The organism is Pseudomonas sp. CFBP2511, assembly GCF_030209255.1.
In the GTDB taxonomy this organism is placed as follows: Bacteria; Pseudomonadota; Gammaproteobacteria; order Pseudomonadales; family Pseudomonadaceae; genus Aquipseudomonas; species Aquipseudomonas avellanae.
This window is the reverse complement of sequence record NZ_JARVSI010000035.1, coordinates 19,243-35,579: the sequence shown is the minus strand read 5'-3', so window position 1 is coordinate 35,579 and position 16,337 is coordinate 19,243. Positions and strand designations below refer to the sequence as shown.

Genomic DNA, 16,337 nt, shown 5'->3' with positions numbered 1-16,337 from the left:
CATCGGTCGGTCAGAAGTGGGTAAACGTCAGGCCGACTTTGTAGGTCGGGCCGTACTCTTCGTACTGGCCGTTGTAGGCGCGATGGCCGCTGTAGACGAAATACGGCTGATCGGTGAGGTTCTGCGCCTCGAAACTGACCTTGAGGTTCTTGGTCAGTGAGTAACGCGCGCTGAAATCGACGAAGGTCTGCGCATCCACGTACTGGTCGTGGTCCTTGTCGCCAATCGCCGCCAGTTCATACAGATAGGCTGACTTATAGTTGGCCGACAGACGCAGGCTGAGGGTGTCGTTCTCCCAACCGAGCATGACGTTACCGACGGTTTTCGACTGGCTGGGCAGGTCGATGTCGCGCTTGCGATTGGTCCCAGTGCTCTGGTCGAAGCCGTTGATGCTCGCGTCGGAGCGGCTCAACGTGGCGTTGGCCCCCAGCAGCAGGCCGTCCCATGGTGATGGCAGCCAGTCGAGCTTCTGTGAGTAGGCCAGCTCAAGCCCATACAGCTTGGCCTTGTCGCCGTTGGCGAAGGTGTTGGCTTCGGAGAAGTTCGCCCATTGTCCAGTGCCCGCCAGGTCGGTGTTGTAGACGAAGTTCTGGATGTCCTTGTAGAACACGAACGCAGACACCGTGCCCGCGCGGCCCATGAAGTGTTCGATGCCCAGGTCCAGGTTACTGGACTCCAGCGGCTTGAGGTTCGGATTGCCAAACGTGGCTTCGTCATCGTCGATTACAAAGCCCGGTGCCAGCTGGCCGAAGGTCGGGCGCACTACAGTTTTGGTCCAGGCGGCACGCAACTGGGTGCTTTTGTCGATCTGATACCGCGCATGCAGCCCCGGTAACCAGTGGTGATAACGGCGCTTGGTGTCGTTGGGCTCGAAAGCACCGTCACGCACCCCCGTGCCCTTGGCGTCCATTTCCGTGCCTTCGTAGCGCAGGCCGGCGATGAAGCGCCATTTGTCGACATCCAGGGTGTTCATGAAGTAACCGGCGTTGATGTCTTCGTTGATCTTGAAGTCATTCGCGCGGGACTCGGCGGGGTCGTAGGCGCTGGCTGCATCAAGGCCGCCTATCAGCCCTTTGACGGCGCCGGGGCTGATGCCACTGCCAAAGTTGCCCAGTCGATAGTCGATGCTGCCCTTCTGGAACTGGCTGAGGTTCAGTTGCTGATCGCTGAAACCCTGGTCGTCGAAATCCTCGTATTTCCAGACTTCCAGATCGTTGCTCTTGTCGCGCCGGCTGACCTTGCCGCCAAACTTGAACTGCGAGGCGTAGCCTTTGAAGTCGTAGTCGCGGGCCAGGTCCAGACGTACGTTTTTTTCGGTGTCCTTGGTGTACTGCTTTTCCCAATCGACCTTGTCCAGGGTGAAGTTCGAAGTGTCGTAGAACGAGGAGCCGACAATCGGCCTGGGTTTGTCGCGATCGTAGAAACCGGTACCGGCAAAATCGTCGTTGCCCACGAACGTGGCGCCGGCGATGTGACCGGGGCTGTCTTCGCTGGATTCGCTGTAACCGGCCTGGCCGCTGAGGGTCCACAGGCCCATCATGCGCTCGCCGCCAAACACGTAGGACTGGATTTCCTGGGTTTCGGTGCGCGCCTTGAGCTTGCGGGTGCCCTCGGCATCGCCGGTCTCGCCTGCACGCTGCGCATCGGCAAACTCGAACGCGTTGGTGGTGCGTACTTCGTCGTCCTTGAAGCGGCTGTACAGGGTGCGCAGGTAATATTTGCTGACGTCATCGGGTTTGTAATCGAAGTTCAGGCCACCGCCAGCACGCTCGCGGCTGATGTCATAGTCGCGCTGTTCGAATGACTGCAGGCGCGTGCCGTCCCAGTCACCGCCGGTCTCGACATTGTCGGAGCCGAAGTCGCGCTTCTGCCAGCTCAACGCTGCAGCCACGCCAACGTTGTCGATGCCGTCACCAAGGTTGAAACGGTTGCTCGCCGCGCCAGAAAACTTGGGGCTGGTCTGGCGGGTGTTCTTGTCGTAGCTGGCCTCGCTGCTGCCGGTGTAGAACAAACCCTTGTGGTCGAAGGCAGACAAACTCTCGACGTCGATGGTGCCACCCAGCGAGTTGGCATCCATGTCCGGGGTCAGGGTCTTGATCACTGACAGCGACTGCACCAGTTCGGCCGGCAGAACGTCCAGCGCCACGGCGCGTCGGCCACTTTCCGGGGCGGGCACCAGCGTGCCGTTGATAGTCACGCTGTTCAGGTCAGGGGCCAGGCCACGCACCGTTACAAAGCGCCCTTCCCCCTGATCGCGCTCGACACTCACGCCCGGCAGACGCTGCACCGCTTCGGCCACGTTCTGGTCAGGCAGCTGCGCCACGCCGTCGGCATGCACCACGCTTTTGATGCTGTCGGCGCTGCGCTGTTCCTTGAGCGCGTTGTCGATGCTCGCCGCCTGCCCCACCACTTGCACGTGCTCGGTAGGGCCGGCTTCGGCGGCCTGTAAACGCCCGCTGGCAATACCAAGCGCCAGTGAACCGAGTGTGAAGCCAACCAGTTGAGCCCTGCTGCGACGCCTGTACATGTGAGTCCCCCCAATCCCGACGGCCAGGCAAATGGCCCGGCAACTGGAGGCGCAAGCTAGAGCGGTGCAATGACGGTTCTGTGACAAGTCAGGGCTGCGCAGGTCGGAAATGGAGGGTTTGAGGGGAAATGGACGGGTAAATGAGCTGATTTGACTTTGAGGGCATGCGGTGTCTCTAGAGCTTCAGGAGGTTACGACGGCTGCGATGGGCGGCAAAGCGGCCCTGAAAAGGCCACCTCGGCTGAATCTGATGCACCGGAGCAGCCGGTTTTGCTGCCGGTTCCCGGCAGTTCGCGGACAAGTCCGCTACTACATTCCGGCAATCGCGGACAAGCGAAGCGTGACCTGGTCCACTCCACAAAAAACCTGCAACATGTGTGAGCTGATTCGACCTCTTGCCCTTCACGTTACTCGTCACCCTAGTGTCATGTGCATCTGTTCTGCTGGCCGATAATCAGCACATCGGGAGCCGGCTGTTCATGTTCAGGATCATTCAACCCCATCGCTGGAAACTCGCCGTGCTGATGATTGCCGCCAATCTGGGGCTGCTGGCGTTTCTGGCGTTTGGCACTATCAAGCACGTCAGCGAATGGCAATGGCTCGACATCGTCGGCGAAGGTGGCTCGGCACTGCTGTCGCTGGTCTGGCTGTTTCTGGTGTTCAAGAGCCGACCGGCCGGACGGGTAACCAACTACCTGTCGGTGGGGCTGAGTTGCGTGTTTTTCTCATGGTGGATCGACGCGCTGGACGAGTTCATTCGCCTGCCCGCCGAGATCGAATGGGACCACTGGCTGGAATCCGGCCCCATGCCGGTCGGCCTGATCCTGCTGACCCTCGGCATCTACCACTGGCATCGCGAACAGTTGGCGATCAGCGCGCAGATGGAAAAACGCGAACGTGGCTTTCGTGAGCACCGGCTGTACGACAAACTCACCCCGCTGGGCAGCGCCGACTATCTGAAACGGCAATTGATCGTGAGCCTGGAGCAAAGCCTTTGTCAGCAGCAACCGCTGTCGCTGCTGGCGCTGGATCTCGACGGTTTCAGCACCATCAACAATGCGTTTGGTCATGCCGAGGGCGATGAAGTCCTGTCCGCGATCAGCCATTTGCTGGTGCTCAACCTGCGCCGTCAGGACCTGCTCTGCCGGCTGGCCGGCGACCGTTTTGTGGTGCTGCTGCCCAACACGGGCGAGAGCCAGGCGAAGCTGCTGGCGCTGGAGTTGCAGCAAGCGGTCGCCAGCCTGGCGCACAAGACCCGGCAACAGGGCGAGCGCCTTCATCTGTCCGCCAGCGTGGCGGTGGTGATGGCGCTCAATGAAACGCCGGATAATCTGCTGCGCCGCCTCAACCTGTCGCTGGCCCGTGCCCGACGCCCCCTTACGCGCACCGCCTGAGCAGCCGCCATGACCCTTAAAAGTGATTGGTACGAGGCCGACAGCCGCTTCATCCCCGGCCATTATCAGCCCGCCACGCTGATTGACCTGGCGTTGTCGCGCGGGATCGACAGCCATCGACTGCTCAAAGGCACCGGCCTGTTCTACGAAGACATCGTGGCAGGCAAGACGCGGCTCAGCCCCCAGCAGTGCTTCGCCCTGATCGCTAACGCGCAACGGCAGATGGACGCAGACGACACCAGTTTTCTATTCGGCCAACGGCTGTTTCCCGGCCACTACGGCGCGGCCAGTCACGCGCTGCGCCATGCGCAAAATCTGCATCAGGCGCTGGAGATTCTGCTGCGCCAGCAAGCGCTGCTCAGCCCGCTGCTCACCCCGCGCCTGGAGCTGGACGAACACTTTGCCTACCTTTACTGGCTGGACAGTTGCGGCGCAGGTGAACAACAGCGGTTTCTGCTGGAGGCCAGCATGACCGCGCTGGTCGCGATGAGTCAGTTACTGGGCAATACGCGGCTGCCGTGGGAATGCAGTTTCTGTCACGAAGAGCCGCGTTACGTCGAACAATATTGGGTTCATCTGGGCGAAAACACCGTGTTCGGTCGCCCGCTGGACATGATGCGCCTGCCCAGGCATTGCCTCACTCAGGCGTGGCCGGGGGCGTCGCCCATTGCGGTGCAGGTCGCCCAGCAGGAGGCTGCCGGGCAACTGGCGGCGCTGGGCATGCAGGCCAGCCTGCTCGACCGGCTGCACCAGCACCTGCGTGACAACGTGCGCGAGGCTGCAAGCCTGGAACAGGTTGCCCAGGCTTTTGCCATGAGCCCGGCCACCCTGAAGCGCAAGCTGCACAAGCACGGCACGAGTTTTCAGGCCCAGCACGACCTGGCACGCAAACATGTTGCGCTGTCCCTGTACCAGATCAAGGGGATGAGCAACGAGGCCGTCGCCGACTACCTGAATTTCAACGACCCGGCCAACTTTCGCCGCTCGTTCAAACGCTGGACCGGCAGCACACCTACGCTGATCCAGCGGCTGTTCAATTTCGACTGAGAAAGCCTCAGCTTTGTACGCACAGTTTGTAGCCAAGACCGTGTGCAGTGTGCAGCAGCGGGGTTTCATGACCGCCGTCCAGCGCTCGCCGGAGGATATGAATATTGCTGCGCAGGCTGCTGCTGTTCGGGGCATCGCGCCCCCAGAGCACTTCTTCCAGCTCGGAGCGTTTGACGATGTGCGGGCTCTTGCGCATCAACAATTCAAGCAGTTTCATGTTGGTCGGGTTGAGTTTCAATGGCGCACCGTTGCGGCTTATCTCGAGGGTGTCCAGATCGAACTGCAGATCGGCGACCACCATCACCCGGTTGTCCTTGCGCTGGCGTCGGCCGACCACTGCTTCGACGCGGGCGAGCACCTCGGACATCGCAAAGGGCTTGGTGATGTAATCGTCGGCGCCCACCTTGAAGCCGATAAGACGGTCATCCAGCTCATCACGGGCGCTGAGCATGACGATGGCGACTTCCGATTTTGAATATTGACGCAGGCTGCGGCAGATCTGGTTGCCATCAATGCCTGGCAGCATGATGTCGAGAATGATCGCGTCGTAACGTTTTGATGCAGCCAGATGCAGCCCGCTAAGGCCGTCCAGCGCACCTTCTACCGCATGGCCTCTGAGCTCGAAGAATTCCAGCAGGTTATCGTGGATATCACGGTGGTCTTCAATAACCAGAATGTTCATTGCAGCGCCTTCTTGTTTTTTCTACCCGGCCAACCGGGACACTGTAGCCGCTGAGCCGGCAGGTTGAGTGATGAGCGTATTGCGCTGGCTTGAAGCCAATGACCGGTGGGATCAATTGAATTGCTCGCGGCTGAGGTTGACCCATTGCCCGGCGTTCAGGGAGCCTAGAACCTTCGGCCGATGACTGCCGTCCATCTGCACGAAAAACGCCTGGGCATACTCACTGGAGCGCTCGCCACCCGGTACACCAAGCTTGCGTTCGAACTGGTCGATGCAACCGCTGTGCGTCACCAGCACCAGGTTTTCACCGCTGACCTTGTGCGCCTGAACGACCTTCATGAAGTCGCCATCGCAGTCGTTGATCCATTCCTGCCCGATCACCGCATGCCCTGCCAGCAATTGCGCCGTCTGTTGCGTGCGGGTTTTCGGGCTGGCGATCATCTGAACGTGCTGCATGCCCATCTTCTGCAGACCTGCGCCCACCGCCAGCGCCGCCTCCCGGCCGTTGGAGGTGATGCCGTCAGCGTCGGCCATGCAGGGATTTGTCGAGCGGTCACAGCGTTCGGCGTGACGAATCATGACCACTACGTCGCCGCGCAGCCATTGCTCGCGCAGGCCGGATACTTTCAGGTTGCTGCCCATTCCAAGGTCCATCACATGCACGCTGGAAAAAGCCATGTAAAACCACGCGCAGATGGCCATCAATACGACTGTGACCGAAATCGATACGATGTGCCGCTGCAATTTGTAGCGCTGGCGGATACCTGAATCGGGCAGGATATTCTTGTTGTCGATTAGCGTGTCAGCCAAGTGGCTACTCCTACACTGAGCTTATTGTGTGGCGTTGACTCGAGAGACCCTCGGAATCGTTACCGCCCTCATGAAGGCAGAGTAGGTTCAGCATGGTGCTGACGCAGTGAAGAAGATGTGAAAAATGTGTTATGGCCGAGAGCCATGTTTTTCAGGAAAGGCCGTAGGTTGGGGCTTTTGCGGCTTTTTCGGGTTTGAACATGAAGATAATTTAAGCGTTTTTCTGCGCTGGAGCGTACGGATCAACTGTCGTACGACGCTCCGCGTCGTATGCCGTTCTGGACGCTCTGCGTCCGATGCCCAGCGCAGACTTGTGGCCTGCATGCCGACACACTGGCACCTGGGTCATCGAACCCAAAAAGGTATAACGACTTAACTGCTATCTGCACACCACTCATCCTCAGCCAGAACACGTCAAATCAAACATAACTATCAATAATCCCTGTGAATACTGGAAATAGTCGTCATACGACTATTGACATTGTCCTACAAAGACGTAAATAATCGCCTCAATGTTGTATGACGACATACCAATAAAACCTGATAACAACAATATCCATGAAGGTCACCATGAACATTACCTCGGTCAGTGTCGACGTCTTTTCCTTCCCTTCGCGCCGCGCTGTAGACAGCGCGGGCCACGCTCATCCCGGCGAAGAAAAACCGGTCAGAATGGCCATGCTGCGCATCGCTTGTGACGATGGCAGCGAAGGGTTTTCCTTCGGTCCGCCGGAATTGATTCGGCCGCACATCATCGAGTCGTTCGTCAAGAAAGTGCTGATCGGCCAGAACCCGATTAACCGCGAGAAAATCTGGCAGGAACTGGCCCACTGGCAACGTGGCAGCGCCAGTCAGTTCACCGACCGTGCGTTGGCACTGGTGGAGCAGGCATTGTGGGATCTGGCCGGACGCGCCTTGAAACTGCCCGTGCACAAACTGCTGGGCGGCTATCGCGACAAGGTGCTGGCCTACGGCTCGACCATGTGCGGCGACGACCTGCCCGGCGGGCTTTCCACGCCAGATGAGTATGGGCAATTTGCCGAAAAGCTGGTTCAGCGCGGCTACAAGGGCATCAAGCTGCACACCTGGATGCCACCGATTTCGTTTGCGCCAAACCCGCGCATGGATGTCCAGGCCTGCGCCGCTGTGCGCGAAGCAGTTGGGCCGGACATCGCCCTGATGCTCGACGGCTACCACTGGTACAGCCGCACCGACGCGCTGTTTATCGGTCGCCAATTGCAAAAGCTCGACTTCGCCTGGTTCGAAGAACCGATGATGGAAGACTCCGCCGAATCCTATGCCTGGCTGGCGGCCAATCTGGATATTCCTGTGCTCGGCCCGGAGAGCATTGCCGGCAAGTATCACAGCCGCGCCAGTTGGGTAACCAACAAGGCCTGCGACATTCTGCGTGCCGGCGTGGCGGGCGTCGGCGGCATCGGGCCATGTTTAAAGGTCGCGCATCTGGCCGAGTCGTTCGGCATGGACTGTGAAGTCCACGGCAACGGCGCTGCCAACCTGGCCGTAGTAGGCGCAATCAGCAACTGCCGCTGGTACGAGCGCGGCCTGCTGCACCCGTTTCTTGATTACGACGACGTGCCCGCTTACCTCAACACCCTCGTCGACCCGATGGACAGCGACGGTTTTGTGCACCTCTGCGAAAAGCCGGGGCTGGGCGAAGACATCAACTTCAGCTATATCGAGACCCACACCGAACAACGCTACTGACTGGCAACACCGCGAAGGGCCGGAAGCGCGCCCCTCGCAAGGCATCTGTGCACCGCGTCTAATAAATATAAAAAAGGACTGCCCCATGAAATTCTGGCCCCAGCGCCTGCCCTGGCTGCTATGCCTCGCCATGACGGCGACATTCATGCACACCCCGCCCGCCCTGGCACGTGGCGAAACACCGGTCGATCAACTGGTCATCGGCATGAGCATGATCAACCTGTTGTCGCTGGACCCGGCAGGTGCCACCGGCCTCGAGGTGTCCGAGGTCAACGCCAATGTCTACGACATGCTGCTGGAGCAGGATGCCGCGCGCCCAGATCAGTTGATTGCGGCGCTGGCCGAGCGCTGGGAAATCAGCCCTGACCGCATGCGCCTGACCTTCCACTTGCGTGCGGGTGTGACGTTTCACTCCGGCAACCCGCTTACGGCTCAGGACGTTGCCTGGTCGCTGCAACGCGTGGTTACACTCAACAAGGCCCTGGCCTCGACCTGGAAAGCCTACGGTTACACCGCGAAAAACGTCAGCGAATTGATGCGCGCCGAAGGGCCTTCGACCTTTGTGCTCGACCTGCCCAAAGCCACCGACCCGATGCTGGTGCTCAACACCCTGGCGACCTCGCCCAGCGCATTCGTCATCGACCGCCTGACCGCGCTGCAACACGCCAGGGGCGATGATCTGGGCGCCGGCTGGCTGACCACCCACACGGCGGGCTCCGGGGCGTTCAAGCTGGACATCTGGCGCGCCAACGACGTGATCCTGATGAGCCGATTCGACTCGTACTGGCGCGGACCGGCGAAAATGCGCCGGGTGATCATGCGCAACATGACTGAGTCCCAGGCGCTGCGCCTGATGGTCGAGCGCGGCGATCTGGACGTGGCGCGCGGCATGGCAGCCAGCGACATCAAGGCCCTGACCCGCTCGCAAGACGTCAGCGTGCAGGCCATACCGCGCGGCACGCTGTACTACGTCGCGCTGAGCATGGAGCAACCCCTGTTTCAGGACATCCGGGTGCGTCAGGCGATCCGTGCACTGATCGACTATCAGGGCATCAACAACGTAGTGATGCCGCATTACGGCGTGATCAATCAGCGCCCGTTGCAACTGGGGCTGGCGGCCAGGCTTGATGATCCGGGCTACGCGCTGAATGTCGCCGAGGCCAGTCGCCTGCTGGCCGAAGCCGGGCACCCGAACGGTTTCAAGATCACCATTCGTTCGCTGACCGATTCACCGTTCATCAACATCGCCACCAGCCTGCAATCGACCCTGGCCCAGGCCGGCATTCAGGCGACGATCATCACCGGCACCGGCAACCAGATCTATGGCGCAATGCGCGATCGGCGTTTCGACATTCTGGTCGGGCGTGGTGGTGGCGGCGCCGAGCGCCATCCGCACTCCAGCCTGCGCGCGCTGATCTACAACCCGGACAACCGCGAAGAGGCCAGGCTGAGCAACTTTCAGGGCTGGCGCACCTCGTTCTACAACGCCGAAATCAACCAACTGATCGAGCAGGCCGAGCGTGAGCGCGATGCCGGGCAACAATTGGCCGACTATCAGCGCATTCAGACGCTCTACGACCAGAAAGCCGGGCCGATCATGCCGCTTTCACAGATGACCGACGAAGTGGTGATCCACGCCGATGTCCAGAATTACCTGGGGCACAGCGCCGCCACCACCCGACTGCGTGACGTCTACAAGCAACGCTGAACCCACGCATTCAATCGCTCAAGCCAAGGCAGGAATAACCATGTCGAGTGCATCGATTTCATTTTGGAGCAGTCGGGTCGCCCACGGCACCCGGCGCAGCGGATCAGTGGCGGCGACCCTGTTCGGCCTGCTGTTGCTCACTTTCTTCATTGGCCGGGTCATGCCGCTGGACCCGGTGCTGGCCATCGTCGGCCCGGACGCCGATGCAGCCGCCTACGCTCAGGCGTATCAGGAACTGGGCCTGGACAAACCATTGACCACCCAGTTCGTGATGTACCTCAGCGACCTGCTGCACGGCGACCTGGGCAAAGCCCTGCTCACCGGGCACCCGGTGATCGACGACATCGTGCGGGTGTTCCCGGCGACCCTGGAACTGGCCACGCTGGCGATTCTGTTCGGCGTGCTCATCGGCCTGCCGCTGGGCGTTTACGCCGCCACGCATCAAGGCCGCAGCGGCGACCACATCGCCCGGGTGATCACCCTGTTCGGCTACTCCACACCCATTTTCTGGCTGGGCATGATGGCTTTTCTGGTGTTCTACGCCTGGCTGGGTTGGGCTGGCGGGGTGGGACGCATCGGCCTGGCGTATGACGGCCTGATCGAAACCCGCACCGGCCTGCTGCTGATCGACACCGCACTGTCCGGTGACTGGGACGCCTTTCGCAGTGCACTGCGCCACATCCTGTTACCCGCGGTGATCCTCAGTTTCAATTCGGTGGCCTACATCAGCCGCATGACGCGCAGTTTCATGCTCGAGCAGCTGTCGCAGGAGTACATCATCACGGCACGGGTCAAAGGCCTCTCGCAGCGACGCATCGTCTGGGGCCATGCGTTCCGCAATATTCGCGTGCAGTTGCTGACCATCGTCGCCCTCGCTTACGGCGGTCTGCTGGAAGGCGCGGTATTGATAGAAACCGTCTTTGCCTGGCCCGGCTTCGGCCAGTACCTGACCAGCAGCCTGCTGCTCGGTGACATGAATGCGGTGATGGCCTGTGTACTGCTGATCGGTCTGATCTTCGTGATCCTCAACCAGATCAGCGACGCGCTTTATAAAGTCTTCGACCCGAGAACCCGCTGATGACGACTTCCCTTGCAAGCAGCGCCAAACCGCTCATCCACGCCCCGACGTCAAGCCTTGCAGCCTTCGCTGCCAGCGGCGTTCGCCTGATGCGTTTTCTGTTGCGCAACCCGATGACCCTGGCGGGCCTGATTGTCATCGTGACGTTGCTGATTGTTGCCCTGTTCGCGCCGTGGATCGCCACCCATGACCCGCTCGCCCAGGACCTGTCTGCAGCCTTGCGCATGCCCGGCGCACAGCACTGGTTCGGCACCGATGAATACGGCCGCGATGTGTTCAGCCGGCTGGTGTACGGCTCGCGCATCACGCTGTACATCGTGATGCTGGTGACCGTGATCGTCGGCCCGATCGGCCTGTTGATCGGCACTGTTTCCGGCTATTTCGGTGGCTGGGTGGACAGCCTGTTCATGCGCATCACCGATATCTTCATCTCGTTCCCCAGCCTGGTGCTGGCGCTGGCGTTCATCGCCGCCCTTGGTCCGGGACTGGAGCACGCGGTCATCGCCATCGCCCTCACCGCCTGGCCGCCAATCGCACGCCTGGCGCGGGCCGAAACCCTGTCGCTGCGCAACGCCGATTTCGTTGTGGCGGTGAAGCTGCAAGGCGCCTCGGCAGTGCGGGTGATCGGTCGCCACATCATTCCGATGTGCCTGTCCTCGGTGATCATCCGCCTGACCATGAACATGGCCAGCATCATCCTCACTGCCGCGGCACTGGGCTTTCTCGGCCTCGGCGCTCAGGCACCGCTGCCGGAATGGGGCGCGATGATCTCCAGCGGCCGGCGCTACATGCTCGAAAGCTGGTGGCTGGTGGCGGCACCCGGCGCCACCATCATGCTGGTCAGCCTGGCGTTCAATCTGCTGGGCGACGGCCTGCGCGATGTGCTCGACCCGCGCAGCGAATGACCTGTATCGAATAACAAGCAGCGAATGACACGCAAAGAATAAAAATAACGGAGGCTCAAACCATGTCACAGATAAAGCTTGCGGTGGAAGATTTACGGGTCGAGTTCAGTCATGCGGGCAAGGTCACAGCGGCCGTCCGCGATGTGTCGTTCGCGCTGGGCCGCGAGAAACTGGCGATTGTCGGCGAGTCCGGCTCGGGCAAGTCCACCGTTGGCCGCAGCCTGTTGCGCCTGCACCCGGCAACGGCGAAGGTCACCGCCAAGACCCTGCGTTTTGAGGATATCAACCTGCTCGACTGCAGCGAAAAACAGATGCAGGGCATTCGCGGCCGGCGCATGTCGATGATCATGCAGGACCCGAAATACTCGTTGAACCCGGTGATCAAGGTGGGCGAACAGATTGCCGAGGCTTATCTGGCGCATCACAAGATCTCGAAAAGAGAAGCGCGCGAACGCACATTGGAGATGCTCGCCAAGGTGCACATTCGCGAACCGGCGCGGGTTTACGAGCTGTACCCCCACGAAGTTTCCGGCGGCATGGGCCAACGGATCATGATCGCAATGATGGTCATCACCGACCCGCAGGTGATCATCGCCGACGAGCCTACGTCGGCACTGGATGTGTCGGTGCGGCGCCAGGTGCTCAACGTCCTGGAAGAACTGGTCAGCGAGCGCGATCTGGGACTGATCTTCATCAGTCACGACCTGAACATGGTGCGCCACTTCTGCGACCGGGTGCTGGTGATGTATGCCGGGCGGGTGGTGGAATCGCTGAACGCCAACGAACTGGATCAGGCGCGCCATCCGTATACCCGCGGCCTGCTTGCCGCCCTGCCCAGCCTCGACCGCCCGCGCGCCAGCCTGCCGGTGTTGCAGCGCGATCCCCTCTGGCTCACTCACTGAGAACGCTCCCATGGCAATGATCACAGTCGATTCACTGAACCTGAGTTTCGGCACTGGCAGCGCGCTTAATCACGTGCTGCGTGACGTCAACCTGCGGGTCGAACAAGGCCAGTCGTTCGGGCTGGTGGGCGAGTCCGGCTCGGGCAAGACCACCGTGCTGCGCTGCCTGGCCGGGCAATATCAGCACTGGACCGGTGCCTTGAGCGTGGCCGGCCAGGCGGTGCAGCGCAAGCTCGACGCCAGCCATTACCGCACCGTGCAAATGGTCTTTCAGGACCCCTACGCCTCACTGCATCCGCGCCACACCATCGACGCTGCGCTCAAGGAGCCGCTGAGCATCCACACGATCGGCGATCGTGATCGGCGCGTCTGCGAGGTGCTCGACAAGGTCGATCTCAACGAGAGTTTTCGTTTTCGCTACCCGCATCAGTTGTCTGGCGGTCAACGTCAGCGTGTGGCGATTGCACGGGCGCTGATTCTCGAACCCCGCGTGCTGCTGCTCGACGAGCCGACCTCGGCGCTGGATGTTTCGGTGCAGGCCGAAATTCTCAACCTGTTGGCCGACTTGCGCCGTCAGCAAGGCCTGACCTACCTGATGGTGACCCACGACCTGGGTGTGGTGGCGCACCTGTGTGACCGGGTGGCGGTCATGCAGCAGGGCCAGGTGCTGGAGACGCTCGACAGCAGCCAACTGGTCAACAATCAGGCTCGACACGAATATTCGCGCATGCTGATCCAGGCCAGTCGCGACATGGACCTGCGCCCGACGGGATGACCCGTCTTCCGGCGGGTGACCGCTGAAACCTGACACTTGCTGACGCCGTGAGCCCTGGCCGAAACGGCCACAGGATCCGGCTGCCTGCGATTTGTTCAAACACACCCAAAACGTCAACCCACAAGAATAAAAAAATGAAAAAATCACTCGCTCTGCTCGCTTTTGCCACCCTGCTGCCCAGTGCATGGACCCATGCCGACAGCGCCTACATCAACTACCGCCACCAATACGCGGAAAGCACGCGCATGCATGCCGACCGGGTCAAATTCGGCAGCCGCCTGGACAGCGGCTGGGGCTTTGAAGGCGAGCTTAAATACAAGACCGCAGGCGACCGACAGGACGTTGCATTCGACAACACCGTCGGTAACGGCCACGAACTGACGACCAGCTATCAATATCGGCTTAATGACAAATGGATGCTCACCCCGTCACTGGCACTGGAAAGCATCGAGAAGTCCACGGCCTATAAAATGGGCCTCAAGCTGGGTTACAAAGTGAATGACCAGTTGAGCGTCTCGGGCCGCTATCGCTACGACTCGATCAAACTTGACCGCGACAAGGTCAACCACGACATGCCTGACAACCAGATGGACGATCAGTCGATCAATCGTTACGACGTCTGGGTCAATTACGCCAGCAAAGGCCCCTGGGCTTATGAGTATCAGTTCACCTACTTCGACGCCGATTACATCCGTTACGACAATGGCAGGACCGACTACGAACAGAACGCGGCCTTCAAATACAGGTGGGACAAGCACTGGGTGCCGTTCTTTGAGGTGGGCGACATCAAGGTGGACTCGGAAGACGACAAGCGCCAGCTGAGATTAAGGGTGGGGGTGCAGTACAACTTCTTATAGCGCAGATTGCGACGCGGAGTGTCACGGCACGCATTTCGCGAACGATCTGACTATCGTGCGACGCTCCGCGTCGCATGCGTTTCTGGACGCTCCGCGTCCGCTCTCGAATGCGCGGTGCGGCGCAGATCTGTGACGCGGAGCGTCATGCAAGGTATTCCCACGCTGGAGCGTGCGGAACGATAACGCCTGAGTATGATTATCGTGCGACGCTCCGCGTCGCATGCGTTTCTGGACGCTCCGCGTCCTCTCTTGAATGCGCGGTGCGGCGCAGATCTGTGACGCGGAGCGTCACGCAAGGCATTCCCACGGAGTGGACGGAACGATAATCTCAACTATCGTACGACGCTCATCCTGAATCAGCTCAGTCGCTGTACAACGCCTGAGTACGGCGCAGGCGCATGCGGCTGCCGTTGAGGTGCAGGTACATTGCAGCGCGCGCGGCATCGACGTTGCCTTCGGCGATGGCGTTGTAGATTTGCCGGTGTTCGGCGTTGATCCCGGCAAGGTAGGCGCTGCGGTCGCTTTGCCCGGTGTAGGCCGAATTCATGCGGGTGCGCGGGATCAGCTTGGTGCCCAGGTGTTTCATGATGTCGATCAGGTAGGCATTGCCTGACGCCTTGGCGATCTTGAGGTGAAACTGAAAGTCGGCGTTGATGGTCGTCCCGGACTTCTGCGGCCCTTCGAGCAAAGCATCAAAAGCACGCTTCAGTTCCAGCAGCGCCTCCGGGCTGCGGCGCTGGGCGGCAAGACCGGCCGCCTCGACCTCAAGGCTCAGGCGAAACTCCAGCAGGTTCAGCACATCGGCAACGCTGGCGATGGTCGCCGGGCCGACGGAAAAACCTTCGGGCGGCGGCATGTCAAGGACGAACGTACCCACACCGTGGCGGGTTTCCACCAGCCCCGCCGCCTGCATCCGCGACAAGGCATCACGCACCACCGTGCGACTCACACCTTCGGCTTCCATGATGTGGATCTCCGACGGCAGTTTTTCTCCGCGCACCAGCACACCGTCACGCATGCGCTGGGCAAAGCGGTCAACCAGGGTTTCTGCCAGGCGTCGATGGTTTTTTTGCGGGGAAAGCGCGTTGTCCGACATTGCAGCCTCAGTTCTGTCCGATACGCGAGTATAGGCTGCGATACCCGCACAAAACACGTTCCGAGTACGGTTATACTCAGCCACCCCAAACGGACCGATCACCTTGCCATGGAACACTCCTCTTCCCCCAAAGGCCGCCGTTCCAGCCTGACCCAGCAACTGGTCGCCGAATTCGCGCGCAGGATTCGCGATGGCGAGATCCAGAGCGGCGAAAAGCTGCCCACCGAGCAGGTAATCATTCGCGAAAGCGGAGTCAGCCGCACCGTGGTTCGGGAAGCGATGTCGCGCTTGCAGGCCGAGGGGCTGGTGGAAACCCGCCACGGCATTGGCACCTTTGTGGTCGATGCCTCGCAGCCCGGCCACTCCAGTCAGGACCAATCCTCCATCGGCACACCTGGCGATGCGGTGTCGATCATCGAGCTGCGCCTGAGCCTGGAGCCGGAATCAGCCGCCCTCGCCGCCCAACGACGCACGCCCGAGCAACTCGACGCGATCCGCCAGGCGCTCGATGAACTGCACCGTTGCACGCGCCAAGGCAAAGACACCCTGCAAGCCGACTTCGAATTCCACCGGCAGATCTCGCTGTGCACCGCCAACAGCTTTTTTACCGACGTAATGAGCCAGTTGGGCAGCAGCATTCTGCCGCGCGCGCGCAGCGGCTTCGGCAACATCGCCTTGGCGCATGCCATAGATGACCCGGACATTCAGCGCCGCGAGCAGGAAAGCATCTATGAAGCCATCGCTCATCAGGACCGCGATGCCGCGCGCGCCGCGATGCGCCTGCATCTGATCAACAGCCTGCTGCGCGTGCGCGCAAAGCATTAGCTATCA

At 60.7% G+C, this 16,337-nt stretch carries 14 protein-coding genes; 10 read left to right on the top strand and 4 right to left on the bottom strand.

All coding sequences use genetic code 11. The annotated features are described in order from the left end of the window. Positions 1 to 10: 10 nt before the first annotated feature. Positions 11 to 2,527, bottom strand: coding sequence for a TonB-dependent receptor (locus QRN38_RS26245; RefSeq protein ID WP_057418236.1), 2,517 nt, complete (start codon positions 2,525 to 2,527; stop codon positions 11 to 13). A gap of 479 nt (positions 2,528 to 3,006) precedes the next feature. On the opposite strand from QRN38_RS26245, the gene QRN38_RS26240 reads away from it, so the two are divergent. Together QRN38_RS26240 and QRN38_RS26235 are read left to right on the top strand one after the other, a co-directional pair. Next, positions 3,007 to 3,921: a GGDEF domain-containing protein gene (locus QRN38_RS26240; protein WP_005770863.1), complete on the top strand. Its 915-nt coding sequence runs from the start codon at positions 3,007 to 3,009 to the stop codon at positions 3,919 to 3,921. 9 nt (positions 3,922 to 3,930) lie between these two features. Further along, on the top strand, positions 3,931 to 4,968 hold the full coding sequence (locus QRN38_RS26235) for an AraC family transcriptional regulator (protein ID WP_007245917.1): 1,038 nt from the start codon (positions 3,931 to 3,933) through the stop codon (positions 4,966 to 4,968). A gap of 7 nt (positions 4,969 to 4,975) precedes the next feature. Here the strand turns inward: QRN38_RS26235 and QRN38_RS26230 are convergent, their stop codons facing one another. After that, positions 4,976 to 5,650, bottom strand: a complete 675-nt coding sequence (locus tag QRN38_RS26230) for a response regulator transcription factor (RefSeq protein ID WP_057418237.1) — start codon at positions 5,648 to 5,650, stop codon at positions 4,976 to 4,978. Positions 5,651 to 5,761: 111 nt separating this feature from the next. Then, positions 5,762 to 6,460: a lipopolysaccharide core heptose(II)-phosphate phosphatase PmrG gene (pmrG, locus tag QRN38_RS26225; protein ID WP_007245918.1), complete on the bottom strand. Its 699-nt coding sequence runs from the start codon at positions 6,458 to 6,460 to the stop codon at positions 5,762 to 5,764. Positions 6,461 to 7,030: 570 nt separating this feature from the next. Here pmrG and QRN38_RS26220 point away from each other — a divergent pair. The 7 genes from QRN38_RS26220 (at position 7,031) to QRN38_RS26190 (ending at position 14,410) form a co-directional block, all read left to right on the top strand. After that, entirely contained in the window at positions 7,031 to 8,185 is a 1,155-nt protein-coding gene (locus QRN38_RS26220) for a mandelate racemase family protein (RefSeq protein WP_010210634.1), read from the top strand. 85 nt (positions 8,186 to 8,270) lie between these two features. Continuing rightward, complete coding sequence (locus QRN38_RS26215) at positions 8,271 to 9,893, top strand: ABC transporter substrate-binding protein (RefSeq protein ID WP_057418238.1); 1,623 nt, start codon at positions 8,271 to 8,273, stop codon at positions 9,891 to 9,893. A gap of 40 nt (positions 9,894 to 9,933) precedes the next feature. Continuing rightward, the gene (locus QRN38_RS26210) at positions 9,934 to 10,971 is read left to right on the top strand and encodes an ABC transporter permease (RefSeq protein WP_010220797.1); all 1,038 of its coding nucleotides are present in this window, start codon (positions 9,934 to 9,936) and stop codon (positions 10,969 to 10,971) included. Then, positions 10,971 to 11,876: an ABC transporter permease gene (locus QRN38_RS26205; RefSeq protein WP_007245922.1), complete on the top strand. Its 906-nt coding sequence runs from the start codon at positions 10,971 to 10,973 to the stop codon at positions 11,874 to 11,876. The genes QRN38_RS26210 and QRN38_RS26205 overlap by 1 nt, the downstream gene beginning before the upstream one ends. A gap of 62 nt (positions 11,877 to 11,938) precedes the next feature. After that, entirely contained in the window at positions 11,939 to 12,778 is an 840-nt protein-coding gene (locus QRN38_RS26200; RefSeq protein WP_057418239.1) for an ABC transporter ATP-binding protein, read from the top strand. A gap of 10 nt (positions 12,779 to 12,788) precedes the next feature. Continuing rightward, positions 12,789 to 13,553: an ABC transporter ATP-binding protein gene (locus tag QRN38_RS26195; protein ID WP_057418240.1), complete on the top strand. Its 765-nt coding sequence runs from the start codon at positions 12,789 to 12,791 to the stop codon at positions 13,551 to 13,553. Positions 13,554 to 13,687: 134 nt separating this feature from the next. After that, positions 13,688 to 14,410, top strand: a complete 723-nt coding sequence (locus tag QRN38_RS26190; RefSeq protein WP_005770839.1) for an oligogalacturonate-specific porin KdgM family protein — start codon at positions 13,688 to 13,690, stop codon at positions 14,408 to 14,410. Between the two features lie 361 nt (positions 14,411 to 14,771). On the opposite strand, the gene QRN38_RS26185 is transcribed toward QRN38_RS26190, so the two are convergent. Further along, entirely contained in the window at positions 14,772 to 15,506 is a 735-nt protein-coding gene (locus QRN38_RS26185) for a FadR/GntR family transcriptional regulator (protein ID WP_005770837.1), read from the bottom strand. 108 nt (positions 15,507 to 15,614) lie between these two features. Between QRN38_RS26185 and QRN38_RS26180 the strand changes: the two genes are divergently transcribed. Further along, on the top strand, positions 15,615 to 16,331 hold the full coding sequence (locus QRN38_RS26180) for a FadR/GntR family transcriptional regulator (protein ID WP_005770835.1): 717 nt from the start codon (positions 15,615 to 15,617) through the stop codon (positions 16,329 to 16,331). Positions 16,332 to 16,337 lie beyond the last annotated feature (6 nt).

Bases quoted from the DNA above. Each gene is read 5' to 3' on its own strand.
- QRN38_RS26245 (WP_057418236.1), bottom strand. From the start codon at position 2,527: ATGTACAGGCGTCGCAGCAGGGCTCAACTGGTTGGCTTCACACTCGGT.
- QRN38_RS26240 (WP_005770863.1), top strand. From the start codon at position 3,007: ATGTTCAGGATCATTCAACCCCATCGCTGGAAACTCGCCGTGCTGATG.
- QRN38_RS26235 (WP_007245917.1), top strand. From the start codon at position 3,931: ATGACCCTTAAAAGTGATTGGTACGAGGCCGACAGCCGCTTCATCCCC.
- QRN38_RS26230 (WP_057418237.1), bottom strand. From the start codon at position 5,650: ATGAACATTCTGGTTATTGAAGACCACCGTGATATCCACGATAACCTG.
- QRN38_RS26220 (WP_010210634.1), top strand. From the start codon at position 7,031: ATGAACATTACCTCGGTCAGTGTCGACGTCTTTTCCTTCCCTTCGCGC.
- QRN38_RS26215 (WP_057418238.1), top strand. From the start codon at position 8,271: ATGAAATTCTGGCCCCAGCGCCTGCCCTGGCTGCTATGCCTCGCCATG.
- QRN38_RS26210 (WP_010220797.1), top strand. From the start codon at position 9,934: ATGTCGAGTGCATCGATTTCATTTTGGAGCAGTCGGGTCGCCCACGGC.
- QRN38_RS26205 (WP_007245922.1), top strand. From the start codon at position 10,971: ATGACGACTTCCCTTGCAAGCAGCGCCAAACCGCTCATCCACGCCCCG.
- QRN38_RS26200 (WP_057418239.1), top strand. From the start codon at position 11,939: ATGTCACAGATAAAGCTTGCGGTGGAAGATTTACGGGTCGAGTTCAGT.
- QRN38_RS26195 (WP_057418240.1), top strand. From the start codon at position 12,789: ATGGCAATGATCACAGTCGATTCACTGAACCTGAGTTTCGGCACTGGC.
- QRN38_RS26190 (WP_005770839.1), top strand. From the start codon at position 13,688: ATGAAAAAATCACTCGCTCTGCTCGCTTTTGCCACCCTGCTGCCCAGT.
- QRN38_RS26185 (WP_005770837.1), bottom strand. From the start codon at position 15,506: ATGTCGGACAACGCGCTTTCCCCGCAAAAAAACCATCGACGCCTGGCA.
- QRN38_RS26180 (WP_005770835.1), top strand. From the start codon at position 15,615: ATGGAACACTCCTCTTCCCCCAAAGGCCGCCGTTCCAGCCTGACCCAG.